We start from the raw sequence: 13823 nt of genomic DNA on the forward strand, positions 1-13823 counted from the left end.
TGGCGACGCCCCCGCCACCGGGGGTTAACCCGCGGTCACCCGCTTACGCCCCGCCGCGGCGCACCGGCCGGGGGGCCCCCCCGCCCCCGCCGGAGCCCCACCGCGACCTGTGTCTGCCGGGGGTCCGGGCCTGCCGTCCCACGGCGGCCGGTGCGGGCCCGTCCCCGGCGGCGGCGCCTTGTAGGCTCGTATGTGCCGGAGCCCGGCCCGACTGTGACGCGGGCCGGTCTCCGGTATCGCGCACCGCACCCCCGTACGCCGGCACTCGGCCCAGTGCCCGGCTTCGCGACGAGGCGTGAGCCCTGCCTTCGGGCCGCCTTGAGCCGGGCCACGTGTCCGGTCGCCGCCGATGGCCCTCTTGCTCGCGGTGGGTCGGCAGCAACTTCCGGCCATGGTCTATCCGGGTGGCCGATTGTGGTGCATCGTTGGGCGTGCGGGTTCCACAGCTCCTGGGTGTCGGCCTCCGCACGGGTCCTGCCTGAACCGCGGTTCCGGCCGGCCCGCCGCTCCTCCCGGCTCCCCACGGGAGGTTTCGCGGCTGCCCTCGACCCGCCCGGGCCGTCCGTCGCGCCGTCTCGCGCACGACGGAGCCGGCCCCGCGGCCGGCAGGGCAGGGCCCTGGTGCCGGGTGTCTACTGATCGGCGAGACGGTACGTGGCGCTGTCCGGGTCGGTCTTCACGAGGAGGCCGGCCTCCGCGAGGTCGCGGAGCGCCCGCCGCGCCCGCTTCTCCTGCTGGATCCGGTCCCCGTCGCCGATCCCGGCGTCCCGGAGCGCGGTGACCGCCCGCTGGGTGTCCCAGGTGCCGCCGAGTGCGCGGACGGACTGCGCGAGAACCTGCTGATGCGTCATGGGGCCCCACTGCCTCTCCTGCTGGGAAGGGGTACGTGCGCCGGTGGACGGCGACGCCGGCGGGCGGGCCGGGCTGTTGTCGGTGGCGCCGGTTACGGTAGTCGCACAGGCATCCGTTCCGAGCAAGTCGGGGATGCTGCTGAGGCCCCGCCCGGAGTGATGCCCGGTGCGGGGCCTGCTGCTGTCCCGGGCCGCCGGTGCTTCGCGCGGTCCCGCCGGGCGGCTGTCAGCTATAGGTCCAGCGCCACGCGTTGGAGCGGTACGAGCAGGTGATCCTCGTGCCGCCCGCGGTGGTCGTGCTGGCGCCGTGGTCGCTGTTGCGGCAGAACTGGCCCGCCGCATAGCAGTTGCCGGCGTTCGACTTGATCGAGCAGGTGCTGACGCCGGTTCCGCCGCCGCTGGTCGTGCTGCCGCCGGAGCCGTTGTTCGAGGCGGCGTGCGCGGTGACGGTGACCTTCACCTTGACGGTCTTCGTCGCGGTCACCGTCGGTGCCGGTTCCGGCTCCGCGGTCACCGTCGCGGTCGCCGTCGCCGTCGCGGTGACAGTGACGGTGGGCCGCACCTTGGCGGCCGCGACCTTCGTGGTGCCGCTCTTGTCGTCGCCACTGCCGGTGCCGCAGGCGCCGACGCCGAGGAGGACCGCGACGGCGATCACCGGCAGCAGGTGGCGCCTTCGTGCCTTACGGGCCCTCGTCGGCTCCGGCGCGGATCCGGCTGCTACAGGCATCCGCTCGTGCTCGTACGGCGGCTTGTCGTGCGACATGGTCCCCCCAGGGATGGTTCGTGGTGGGGTGACGATATCGAGGGATGTGAAGAAAGTGTGAGGTATGGGTGAAGGGGGTGACGTAGTTGTGATCATCGCGGGCGTCCGGGCCGCTCGGGGGCACCCGTCCGACCCCGTGAGGCCGGCGGACGGGCACCCCCGACGGAGGCGGTTCAGGGGCTCAACTCACCGCACAGGACTCATCCCCCAGCTTGAAGGCCGTCGGTTTCGTGTTCGCCCCCGTCCAGCTCCCCGTGAAGCCGAAGGCGACCGTCGAACCCGCCGCCACGTTCGCGTTCCAGCCGACGTTCTTCGCCGTCACCGTCACCCCCGACTGGGTGTAGTCGGCGTTCCAGAGCTGCGTGACCTTCTGGCCGTCGGAGAAGGACCAGCCCAGGTTCCAGCCACTCCAGGCCGTGGAGCCGGTGTTGGTGAGAGTCACGTCGGCCTGGAAGCCGCCCTGCCACTGGTTCGTGATCTTGTACGTGACCGTGCAGGCCCCCGTCGAGGGAGGTGTCGGGTCCGTACCGCCGCCCCCGTCACCACCCCCGGTGTCCGACGTGTCGCCGTAGACGATCCCGCGCCCGTTCGTCGCGACGTACACACGTCCGTAGACGCGCGGGTCCCCGGTGATGGCCGCGCCGGTCCAACCCCACTGGTGGGCGTCGTCGTTGATCCGCGTCCAGCTCGCGCCCTTGTCGGTGGAGCGGAAGATCCCGCGTACGCCCCCGATCTTCGCGCTGGTGTAGAGCGTCTGGTACGAGGCTCCGGTCGCCGCCTTGCCGAAGCCGACGGTGTCGGCCTGCTCGACATTCGACAGCTTGGTGAAGTTCACGCCGCCGTCCGTCGAGTGCCACAGCCCGTACGCCCCGTCGCTCGCGCCGCCCGCGAGCCACACGTCGCCCTTGGTGCCTGGCAGCGCCTTGAAGCGCACACTGTCCCCGCCGGGCAGATGGGCGGCCGAGGACGCCGTGAAGGTCGCGCCGCCGTCCGAACTGACGTAGAACGTGCCCGACTTGAAGCCGTAGAAGGTCTTCGGATCGGCCCGGTCCGACTCGACGACCGCGCCCGCGGGGATACCGCTCGACGCGGACCACGACGTACCGAACCCGGTGGTGTACTGCACCCCGGTGCCCGCCGGGCTCCACACGAAGCGGCTGCCGTCGGAGGCCGCGGCGACCGTTCCGCCGCCGGTGACACCCGAAGGGTCGCTGCCCGCGAACCAGTTGGCGCCGTTGTCCGTCGAGAAGCCGATGTGCGGCCCGGAGTCGAGGTTGCCGACGCGGACCACCGTGTTCGGGTTGGTCTCGGCGAAGTCGAGGCTGGTCGTGCTGGTGAGGTTCGGCGAGGTGTACATCATCGACGGGACCTTGGTGAGATCCGTGTGCCGGAAGCCGCCGATGTCACCGAGCGCGCTGAGCAGCGGAGCACCCGACGGGGGAGAGGCGAGGTCGTTGACGGCCGTCTCCTCCAGCCCCTGGACCATGGGCTTGACGGTGAACTGGCTTCCGGTGTCCCAGTTGGTGAGGTTCTCGGTGCCGTAGATCGTGGCGCCCGTCCCGTACATCATCCGGGCGGAGTCGAACGGGTCGATCTCCAGCCCCTCGGTCATCCAGCCGAGCTTGGGCGTCTGTTCGGGCGGCGAGGGATTCGCGCCGAAGGTGAGCCAGGGCACCGACGAGACGTCCATCGTGTAGCGGTTCGAGCGGTTGGGATACGACGTGTAGTCCCACGCCTTGGTCCAGGTCCCGCCGCTGTCCGTGGACCGGAAGATCTGGGTGTCCGGCCACCAGGAGCTGTACGCCGTCGCCATCACGGTGCCCGGGTGCTGCCGGTCGACACTCAGCCCGCTGAAGCCGTAATAGGTGTCGGCCTCCGCCACCGGGCTGATGTCCGTCCACGTCCCGGTCTTCGTCGCGTACCGCCACAACTGGCCCTTGCCGCCGTCGTACGGGCCGCCCGTGTCGCTGTAGGCGAGGTAGAGGTAGCCGTTCGCCGCGTCGAGGACACCCTTGTGGGCGAGGTGACCGGTCGGCTGGCCGGCGAGCCTGGACCAGGTCGCCCCGCCGTCCGTCGAGCGGTAGACCGCGTTGTCCTTGTCGGCGACCCCCACGTAGATCGTCTGCGTGGCGCTGCCCGAGGTACCGGTCGGCTCGTCGAAGGTGACCCAGACGACGCCCTGGTTGTCGGAGGCGTAGCCGCTGGTGTCCGTCGCGTCCTGGACGTAGTTGCCGGGGTTGGGGAAGCTGGTGACCTGTGACCAGGTCACTCCGGAGTCGGTGGACCGCCACAGCCCCTTGCCGCTGGGCGCGCCGAGATACAGCACGCTGTTCCTGCGGGGGTCGACGGCCAGCCGCTCGCCCATGCCCCGTCCGGGCATGTTGCCGCCCAGCTTGAAGGGCAGGTCGGTCTTCTGCCAGCTCGCGCCCCGGTCGGCGGAGCGCAGCACGGCCCCGTTGGTCGGGTCCCAGCTGTTGGTGTACGTGCCGACGGCCGCGTACACCTTGTCCGGGGCGACGGAGTCGGAGGCGAGACTGACCACTCCCGAGTGGCCCCACTCGTTCCAGCCGACCGAGTCGAGCAGCGGCGTCCAGCTCTTCGTCGCCTGCACCCACCGGTAGGCGCCGCCGATGTCCGTACGGGCGTAGGCGAGGTTCTTCTCGGAGCGGTTGAAGACGATGCCGGGGACGAAGCCGCCGCCGTCGACACGGGCGTTCTTCCAGGTGTACGTGTCGGCCGCGACCGTCGTCGTGGGGGTGCTCGCGGCCAGTGCGGGCGGGGTGCCGGCCAAGAGCCCGGCGGCGAGGGCGAGTACGGCCGTGAGGATGCGTGTTCTTCGCACGGGGGGAGTCCTCTCCGGTGCGCAGGAGGAGTCGGGAAGGGACGAAAGGACGGCCGGGCGGCCCTCAGTGCGGTGAGGGACCGCCCGGCCGGTGGCCCTGCCGTCAGGGACAGGACCGCGTACCCGGAGCCACAGCGGGGACTATTCGAGAAGCTCCGCGTACGAACCCATGGCGAGGGCGATGTCCGCCTGCGCCCAGAACCGGTGATACGTGAAGGAGGGCGCGGCGCCGCCCGCCAGATAGCTCTGGATCTTCGACCAGGCCGGGTCGTTCTTGTAGAAGGACCGCAGTGAGGCGAAAGTGGAGGCGGAGTTGACCGCGTCACCGTTCGGCATCGTGCCGGTGAAGGTGCTCGGCACGTACACGCTGTCGTCGAAGCGGTTGTAGTCGGCGCGGGTCTCCGGGACGGCGATGCCCAGACCGTCCTGGTAGTTGTTCCACATGCCGTCCAGGAGCGCCTTGGCCGTCGTCTTCGCCTGGGTGTTGCCGGACTTGGCGGCGTAGTACGACAGGGTCTTGGCGTACGCGGCGGCCACCCCCACGTCGTTCGTGTAGTCGGCGACGGTGACATGAAGTCCGGTGTTGGCGCCGGGACTTGAGGCGTTCCAGGTGTCCGGTGCGCCGGACCACTGGAGGGTGGAGGGGATCTGGTAGGTGCCGTCCGGGTTGATCGTGGTCTTGGACAGCGCCCACGTGACCCACTTGTCGAGGACCGCCTTGGCGCTCGCGTTCCCCGTCTGCTGGTAGTACTCGGCGACCCGCTCCATGGACCACGCCTGGAAGCCGAACCACTGGTTGGACGGCGGGTCGTGGTACACCGGCTGCTGGTCGTAGTACATGCCGTAGAAGGTCGGCGTCCCGGTGGGGGGCGTCGCGTAGCGGCCGGCCCAGCTGTTGGTCGCGCCGCCCGCGATGGCGCCCTCGCTCGACTGGAGCCAGCGGTAGAACTCCAGCTGCCGGGTCAGCGAGGTGGCCCAGTCCGAGGCGCCGGTCGCCGACTTGGGCTTCAGGTCGGCGTTGCTGCTGAGCGCGTAGGCGGCCAGCGGGTTCTGGTAGCCGCCGTGGGTGTGGCTGGATCCGATGCGCCAGGCCCAGCCCGCCGAGGTGTCGTTCGCGCCGCCCCAGGCGTAGTACCAGGAGAGCAGGTAGTGCGAGGCGTCCTTGCCGGTACCCGCGGCGCAGGTCGACGGGCCGACGCAATTGCCTATTTTCTTGAAGTACTTGTCGTACATGGCGTAGCGCAGGTAGTCGCCCATCTTCGCCGCCTTGCCGACGGTCGCCGACACGTCGGCGCTCTTGCCCTGGGCCTTGGCCCACACGTCGGCCCAGTACGCGGCCTGCACCGCACGCGCGTCGGCGTCCGGGGCGTCCGTGTACTTCCACTGCTTGGCGTACGAGGAGTCCCCGGTGAAGAGGTCCAAGTATCCGTTCTTCCCGCCGTACTTGAAGGCGTCACAGGTCGGCTGCGGCACCGTCTCCCACACCGACTCCTGCGCGCCGCGCTGGAAGGTGTTGATGTACGACGGGCCCGTGGCGGTCGGACCGGCCTCGCACTTGCCGGGCTCGTTGCCGTAGCCGTAGGTGTTGTCCACGTCCTGGAGCCAGTGCATGCCGTACACGTCGTCCGTGCCGTACGCACTCTTCAGCTCGGAGGCGATCGGGTCCGGACCGACCGATACACCGGTGTCGAGCTTGGCCGGGTACTCGTTCGGAGTGTCCAGCTCGGGCGCGTAGGTGGCCGGCTTGGAGGCGTTGTAGAAGGAGTTCGTGGGCTGGTCGGCGTGCGTGGGGATCATGTACGTCTCCATGGTCGTCCACGCGGCGTTGAACTTCGACCAGTCGCCGGTGACCTTCCCGTACATCGCCTGGAGCCAGATCAGATAGCTGTACGCCTCGGACGTCGTCTCGTGTCCCTGGTCCGGGGCCTCGACGATCAGCGTCTCCACCGAGTGATAGGGAATGCCCTCGGGGGAGAAGTAGCCGTTCGCCGGGTTGGTGATCTTGCCGTAGAGGTCCAGGAAGCGCGCGTCGTACGCCTTCGACGCGGCCAGTTCCGTCACGGTGACCGTGGCCTTGGCCTGACCGGTCGCCGAGGCCGTGAAGGTCGCGGCCCCGGTGCCCGAGGCGTCGGCGGTGATCGTCACCGTCTGGGCGGTGTTCCAGTTGGACGGAGTGAACGTCAGACTCGAACCGCCGGTGACGGACAGTCCGGTGTTGCCGTCCGTGCGGGCCACCGCGACCGTCACGTTGGCGCTCGGCTGGGTCGAGAGCTTGACCGCGAACGTCCCCGACTTGCCCTGCTGCACGCCGAGTTGGGTCGGTGAGGCGACGATCGCCGGACCCGAGGCGACCGTGATGCCGGCCGGCACGGACTCCGCCGAGGCACCCAGGCTGTCGTACGCCTTCGCGACGACGGAATGACTGCCCACGGCCAGTCCGGACGCCGACAGCGTGTACGGCGAGCTGGTGTCGGTGCCGAGCAGGGTCGTGTCGTCGTAGAACTCGACCTTGGTGATGGTCGCTCCGTCGGCCGCCGCCGCGGTCGCGGCCATCGGGACGGCGTCGCCCTGGGTGTAGACGGCGCCCGCAACCGGGCTGGTCAGCACGGTGAGCGGCGGCTGGTGCGCGCCGGCGCAGGTGGTGCCGTTGACGGCGTAGGACGCGGGGGCGGTGTTGGTGCCGCTGTAGGTGAACTGCGCGCCGGTGGTCACGGCGGTCCCGGCGCCGATCGTCCCGTTCCACGAGGCGTTCTTCGCGGTGACCGTCTTGCCGGACTGGGACCAGGTGCCGTTCCAGCCGTTGGTGAGGGTCTGGTTGCCCGTGTAGGCGTAGGTCAGGGTCCAGCCGCTGATGGCCTCGGCGCCCCGGTTGGTGATCGTCAGATCCGCGGTGAAGCCGGAGCCCCAGTCGTTGGTCTTGTAGTCGACGCTGCATTGAACCGTGGCCGCGTGTGCGGGAGTCGTACCGGTCGCCAGAGTCGCGAGCGGAAGGGCCAGAGCCGCCACTACAGCGGTCCACAGGCGCCGTGAGCTGCGGCGACGTCTCCATCGAGGGCTGGGATCCATGGTGCTGGTTCCTCCTTGCGGCTCGGAGAATGGGGGGAGGAGCAACAAGCCTTGAACCAGTGGGAGCGCTCCCATATTGGAGAGAGGGGTGTGAGGGGTCAAGGTGCTTGAAGAGTCGAAATGATTCGATTGATCAACAGTGCAACTCCTCTGTGCAACAACGGAAGTTGGCGCTAGCTTCATCGGCACCAGTGGGAGCGGTTCCATCAGTCGACGTGTCGATCAAGGCGCGCCAGATCTGCAAGGAGTCGCTTCATGCGTCACCCCCCGCGTTTGTCTCTTTTAGTGATCGGCGCCGCGGTCGCCCTCGTGGGCACGGCTGTCGCGCCGGTCGTCACGGCCTCGGGAGCAACTCCCGCGTGCACGGTGGAGTATTCGGTCACCGGCCAGTGGGACACCGGCTTCCAGGGCGCCGTGAAAATCACCAACAACATGGCCGCGCTGAGCGGTTGGAGCCTCGGCTTCGACTTCGCCGCCGGTCAGAAGGTCACCCAGGGCTGGAACGCCAAGTGGTCCCAGTCCGGTACGACGGTGACCGCGTCCAACGAGAGCTGGAACGGCTCGCTCGCGAGCGGCGCGAGCGTCAGCGCCGGGTTCCTCGCCTCCTGGTCGGGAAGCAACGCGGTGCCGACGGCCTTCAAGCTCAACGGCACCACCTGCAATGTGGACACGCAGCCGACGCCCACACCCACCCCGACCGACCCGCCGCCGACCGGCGGTGAGGCGCCGAAGCTGCACGTCTCGGGCAACAAGCTGGTCGACTCCGCCGGAGCCACCCGCAGGATGCTCGGGGTCAACCGCTCCGGCGGCGAGTTCATGTGTGTCCAGGGCTACGGCTTCTTCGACGGTCCCGTCGACGACGCCTCGGTCAAGGCGATCGCCGACTGGAAGGTCAACACGGTCCGCATTCCGCTGAACGAGGAGTGCTGGCTCGGCCTGTCCAACATCAAACCGGAGTACGCCGGCGCCAACTACATCGCCGCGGTCAAGGACCTGGTGGCCAAGGTCGAGGCGCACGGCATGACCCCGCTCGTCGAACTGCACTGGACGTACGGCCAGTACACCGGCAACTCGGCGGGCTGCGCCGACGTGCACGCCACCTGCCAGAAGCCGATGCCCGACGCGCAGTACACCCCGTCCTTCTGGGCCTCGGTCGCGAGCACCTTCAAGGACGACCCGGCCGTCGCGTTCGACCTGTTCAACGAGCCCTACCCCGACCGCGCGACCTCCACGACCGCCCAGGCGTGGACCTGCTGGCGCGACGGCGGAACCTGCCCCGGCATCTCCTACGAGGTCGCCGGAATGCAGGACCTGGTCGACGCCGTTCGCGGCACCGGCGCCAAGAACCTGATCCTGGCCGGCGGTCTCGCGTACTCCAACGACCTGAGCCAGTGGCTGACGTACAGGCCCAGCGATCCGACGGGCAATCTCGTCGCCGCGTACCACGTCTACAACTTCAACACCTGCGCGAGTGAGAGCTGCTGGAACTCGACCCTCGCCCCCGTTGCCGCCCAAGTGCCCCTCGTGGCCGGGGAGATCGGGGAGAACACCTGCTCCCACGCCTTCGTCGACACCGTCATGAAGTGGTTCGACGACCGGGGCCTGTCCTATCTCGGCTGGACCTGGAACACCTGGGACTGTTCCTCAGGTCCGTCGCTGATCTCGAACTACGACGGAACTCCGACGTCCTACGGCATCGGGCTGCGCGACCACCTGCGCGCCCTCAACGGATAAGGAACCCGCACATGAGCCGTGCACGAACAGCCATTCTCGGGGCGCTCGCCCTGATCGCCGCGGGGGCCGGCGGAGCCGCCGCGGCCGTCCCGGCCGACGTCGGCACCAACGCCGTCGCCTCCATTCCCTGCACCGTCGACTACAAGGTGCAGAGCCAGTGGGACACCGGCTTCACCGCCGCCGTCACCGTCACCAACAACAGCGCCGCCAAGTCCTCCTGGGCGGTCAAGTGGTCGTACGCCGGGAACCAGAAGGTCACCTCCGGCTGGAACGCGAAGATCACCCAGAGCGGGACGGCCGTCACCGCGGCCAACGAGACGTACAACGGGACACTGGCGACCGGGAGTTCGGTGAGCTTCGGCTTCAACGGCTCCTACAGCGGCACCAACGCGCTCCCGACCTCCTTCACCCTCGACGGCGTCACCTGCAACGTCGATGACGGAGGCGGCGGAGGGGGCGGCGGGGGAGGCGGCGGCACCGGCACCCGCGTCGACAACCCGTACTCCGGCGCCAAGGTGTACGTGAACCCGGAATGGTCGGCGAAGGCCGCCGCCGAGAGCGGCGGCAGCCGGATCTCCAACCAGCCCACCGGCGTCTGGCTCGACCGGATAGCGGCGATCAACGGCTCGTCCACCAGCATGGGCCTGCGCGCCCACCTCGACGCGGCGCTCGCCCAGAAGGGCAGCGGCGAAGAGGTCGTCCAGCTCGTCGTCTACGACCTGCCCGGACGGGACTGCGCCGCCCTCGCCTCCAACGGCGAACTCGGCGCCACGGAGATCGACAAGTACAAGGCACAGTTCATCGACCCGATCGCGGCGATCCTCGCCGACAGCAAGTACGCCTCGCTGCGCATCGTCACGACCATCGAGATCGACTCGCTGCCGAACCTCGTCACCAACACCGGCAGCCGCGCGACCGCGACGGCCAACTGCGACACCATGCTGGCCAACGGCAACTACGTGAAGGGTGTCGGCTACGCGCTCGCCAAGCTCGGCGCGATCCCGAACGTCTACAACTACCTCGACGCCGGCCACCACGGATGGCTCGGCTGGGACGACAACTTCGCCCCCGCCGCCACCATCTTCAAGCAGGCGGCGACCGCCGAGGGCGCGACCGTCGACGACGTGGCGGGCTTCATCACCAACACGGCGAACTACAGCGCGCTCAAGGAGAACAACTTCACCATCAACGACACGGTGAACGGCACCTCGGTGCGCCAGTCCAAGTGGGTGGACTGGAACCGCTATGTCGACGAGCTCTCCTTCGCGCAGGCCTTCCGCACCCAGCTCGTCTCGGTCGGATTCAACTCCGGTATCGGCATGCTGATCGACACCTCCAGGAACGGCTGGGGCGGGACCGCGCGGCCCGGCGGCCCCGGCGCGACGACCAGCGTCGACACCTATGTCGACGGAGGGCGCTACGACCGCCGTATCCACATCGGCAACTGGTGCAACCAGTCGGGCGCGGGCCTCGGCGAGCGGCCGAAGGCGGCACCGGCGACCGGCATCGACGCCTACGTGTGGATGAAGCCTCCGGGCGAGTCCGACGGCTCCAGCTCGGCGATCGCGAACGACGAGGGCAAGGGCTTCGACCGGATGTGCGACCCGACGTACACGGGCAACGCCCGCAACGGGAACAGCCTCTCCGGCGCGCTGCCGAACGCCCCGCTCTCCGGGCACTGGTTCTCCGCGCAGTTCCAGGAGCTCATGAAGAACGCGTACCCGGCACTGTGACCGGCTGACCGCGTGCGGTCCGCCAGGGGTCGGCTTCCCTTCCCCAGCCCCTGGCGGACCGCGAACACCGCCGTCGGGCGGAGCCCCGGTCCTCCGGTGGCGCTCGCCCTTCTTTTTTGCTGTTAGAGCAACACGACTGGCCGTTTCCGGGAGTGGCGGAGCAGGCTGTCCTCATCCCGAGAGAGAGGCTTGTCCCATGGCGGCGCAGGACCACGACCACGACCACGGCAGCGGCTACGGCCCCGCGCACCACCAGGGCGGGGCGCACGAGCACGGCGGGCACCCCGGCTCCGGGCCGAGCCACGGTCACGGGCAGGGCGGCTCCCACGACCACACCCACGTGGACTTCTCCCAGATGCTGCCCATGCTGGTGCAGGAGGCGGAGCTGTTCAGCCCGGCGTACCGCCAAGCCACCGAGTGGCTGCGGGAGCAGCGGCCCGATCCCGGGCTGATCGTGGACGCGGGCAGCGGTCCCGGGGTCATCTCCGGCCTGCTCGCCGAGAGGTTCCCCGGTGCGCGGGTCGTCGCCGTGGACGGCGCCGAGACCCTGCTGGCGGAGGCCCGCGCCCGTGCCGGGCGGCTCGGCTTCGCCGACCGGTTCAGCACGATCGAGGCCGAACTCTCCGAGGGCGTGGGTGACCTGGAGTACCCCGCGGACCTGCTGTGGGCCAGTAGGTCGCTGCACCATGTCGGCGACCAGCGGGCCGCCCTCACCGGCTTCGTCCGCAGCCTCGCCCCCGGCGGCACCCTCGCCCTGCTGGAAGGCGGTCTGCCGACGCGTTTCCTCCCGCGCGACACCGGCATCGGCCGGCCCGGCCTGGAGGCCCGCATCGACGCGGTGCACGACGAGTGGTTCACCCGGATGCGGGCCGAGCTGCCCGGATCGGTGGCGGAGACGGAGGACTGGGCCGCCCTGCTCAACGCCGTCGGGCTGCGCCACACGGCGACCCGCACCTTCCTGCTCGATCTTCCCGCCCCGGTCTCGGACGAGGCCCGCTCCTTCGTCGTCACCGCTCTCACCCGCAGGCGGGAGGGTCTCGCCGAGGGGCTCGACGCCGAGGACCTCGCGGCGCTCGACCGGCTCCTCGATCCGGACGACAAGGCGAGCGTGCACCACCGCTCGGACGTGTTCCTCCTGACGGCGATGACGGTGTACGTGGGCGTCAAGCCGGAGTAGTTCCCGGCGGACCTTGACATCGAGCGTGCTCCAAGTGATGAACTCCCGGAGTCCGACGCACGGTCGGCCCGCTCCGGGCCGGTCACTCCTGGGGGTACGCCATGACCGATTCTCCTGTCGCGCTCATCACCGGGGGCGGAAGCGGCATCGGAGCCGCCGTCGCCCGCAGGCTGCTCGACGCCGGGCACCGGGTGGCCGTCACCGGTCGCGGAGAGGAACGGCTGAACGCCTTCGCCGAGGAACTCGGCCGCCCCGAGGGGCTGTTGACGATCGTCGGACACGCGGCCGAGTACGACCAGGTGAGGGCCGCGGTCGAGGCGACGCTCAAGGAGTTCGGGCGGATCGACATCGTCGTCGCCAACGCGGGGTTCGCCACCCACGACACGGTCGCGGACGGGGACCCCGCCGGCTGGTCCGAGATGGTGCTGACCAATGTGCTGGGGCCCGCGCTGCTCATCAGGGCGTCCATCGACGCGCTGAAGGAGTCCCGCGGCCGCATCGTCCTGATCGGCAGTGTCGCCGGGCATGTGAACACGCCCGGCAACATCTACGGCGCGACCAAGTGGGCGGTGACCGGGCTCGCCGAGAACACCAGGCGCCAGGTCACCGAGTACGGCGTGGGCGTGACCCTGGTGTCGCCCGGCCGCGTGGAGACGCCGTTCTGGGACAGCTACGGCAGCCTCCCGCCGGGGCAGCTCCTGACGGCGGACCAGCTCGCCGACTCGATCGTCTGGGCGGTCGGGCAGCCGACGGGTGTCGACGTGAACACGGTCGTCGTCCGCCCGATCGGCCAGCCCGTCTGATCCCCGCCCGGGGGCGGGTCTCCCCGCCCCCGAGCCGCCCCCCGGGCCGTCCCCGTCCCTCGGACTCTCAGTTGTTGGCGAGGAACTGCCTGGCCAGTGAGTCCCCGAGCGACACGGCCGCGCTGTGGCTCTCGATGGGGGACACCTGCGCGTTCTTGAACAGGATGTACGTCACGCCCGAGTCGGTCCCGCCCGTCTCGGGGTCGGGGTCGATGCCGAGCGCGTTCGCCGTGGCGTACGACGCCTCACCGATGATCTGCGTCGGTCCGGTGTCGCCGACCACCGCGTACTCGACCTTGCCGTTGTAGACGACGGCGACCACGCCGCCGCCCTTGATGCCCGAACTCGTGTACTTCCAGATGCCGCTGGTGCTCGGCACGACGACGTAGGGCAGCGAGTCGGCGCGCAGCGGCCGGCCGTCGGACTGGTGGAAGGCCGTGTCGTCCTGGAACCAGGGGTCGGTGTCGCCGTTGCACTTGGCGGTGACCTGGCCGTCGCAGTCGATGTCCAGGTCGGCCTTCCAGAACACGGCGCCGTTCTTGCCGCAGACGGGGACGGTGGCCGAAGTCTCCTCGTCGGTCCTGTACTTGCCGCTCGATATCTGTGAGCAGGACGTCACCTTGGCGAGGAGGGCGGCCGCGCTGACCGAACCCTCCTGCGTCGAGCGGGGGTTGGCTGTGCCCGTTGCGCCGGCCGGGAGCGCGGTGACGGCGAGCAGCGCCGCTCCGACGGCCGCGGACAGGGTCAGTGTTCGAGTGCGCACTGTGGGGGAACCCTTCTGTTAGGAAACTTTCCTTACCGGGTTGCCTACAAAGTGGCCCCGCTTGCATGACCGCGTCAAGACCTGTCCCCGG

The 13823-nt window shown here is 69.8% G+C and carries 9 protein-coding genes; 4 read left to right on the forward strand and 5 right to left on the reverse strand.

What is annotated here, in order from left to right; all coding sequences use genetic code 11:
* Nucleotides 1-632 precede the first annotated feature (632 nt).
* The 4 genes from ACF07B_RS12730 to ACF07B_RS12745 form a co-directional block, all read right to left on the reverse strand.
* A complete protein-coding gene (locus tag ACF07B_RS12730) occupies nucleotides 633-851 on the reverse strand; it encodes a hypothetical protein (RefSeq protein WP_369484374.1) in 219 nt (72 codons plus the stop codon).
* 226 nt (nucleotides 852-1077) lie between these two features.
* Nucleotides 1078-1578 (reverse strand): hypothetical protein, encoded by a 501-nt coding sequence (locus ACF07B_RS12735; protein ID WP_392179201.1) that lies wholly within the window; start codon nucleotides 1576-1578, stop codon nucleotides 1078-1080.
* A gap of 217 nt (nucleotides 1579-1795) precedes the next feature.
* Nucleotides 1796-4456, reverse strand: coding sequence for a cellulose binding domain-containing protein (locus ACF07B_RS12740; RefSeq protein ID WP_392178950.1), 2661 nt, complete (start codon nucleotides 4454-4456; stop codon nucleotides 1796-1798).
* Nucleotides 4457-4597: 141 nt separating this feature from the next.
* Nucleotides 4598-7522, reverse strand: a complete 2925-nt coding sequence (locus tag ACF07B_RS12745) for a glycoside hydrolase family 48 protein (protein ID WP_392178951.1) — start codon at nucleotides 7520-7522, stop codon at nucleotides 4598-4600.
* A 255-nt stretch (nucleotides 7523-7777) separates the two neighbouring features.
* On the opposite strand from ACF07B_RS12745, the gene ACF07B_RS12750 reads away from it, so the two are divergent.
* From ACF07B_RS12750 to ACF07B_RS12765, 4 genes are all read left to right on the forward strand, one after another.
* On the forward strand, nucleotides 7778-9256 hold the full coding sequence (locus ACF07B_RS12750; protein ID WP_392178952.1) for a cellulase family glycosylhydrolase: 1479 nt from the start codon (nucleotides 7778-7780) through the stop codon (nucleotides 9254-9256).
* Nucleotides 9257-9267: 11 nt separating this feature from the next.
* Nucleotides 9268-10989 (forward strand): glycoside hydrolase family 6 protein, encoded by a 1722-nt coding sequence (locus ACF07B_RS12755; protein ID WP_392178953.1) that lies wholly within the window; start codon nucleotides 9268-9270, stop codon nucleotides 10987-10989.
* 196 nt (nucleotides 10990-11185) lie between these two features.
* Nucleotides 11186-12166 (forward strand): methyltransferase domain-containing protein, encoded by a 981-nt coding sequence (locus ACF07B_RS12760; RefSeq protein WP_392178954.1) that lies wholly within the window; start codon nucleotides 11186-11188, stop codon nucleotides 12164-12166.
* Between the two features lie 101 nt (nucleotides 12167-12267).
* Nucleotides 12268-12969, forward strand: coding sequence for an SDR family oxidoreductase (locus tag ACF07B_RS12765; RefSeq protein ID WP_392178955.1), 702 nt, complete (start codon nucleotides 12268-12270; stop codon nucleotides 12967-12969).
* A gap of 67 nt (nucleotides 12970-13036) precedes the next feature.
* Here the strand turns inward: ACF07B_RS12765 and ACF07B_RS12770 are convergent, their stop codons facing one another.
* Nucleotides 13037-13732, reverse strand: a complete 696-nt coding sequence (locus ACF07B_RS12770) for a glycoside hydrolase family 75 protein (protein WP_392178956.1) — start codon at nucleotides 13730-13732, stop codon at nucleotides 13037-13039.
* Between the last annotated feature and the right edge of the window lie 91 nt (nucleotides 13733-13823).

Origin of the sequence: Streptomyces sp. NPDC015532 (assembly GCF_043078065.1) — a bacterium.
Taxonomy (GTDB): domain Bacteria; phylum Actinomycetota; class Actinomycetes; order Streptomycetales; family Streptomycetaceae; genus Streptomyces.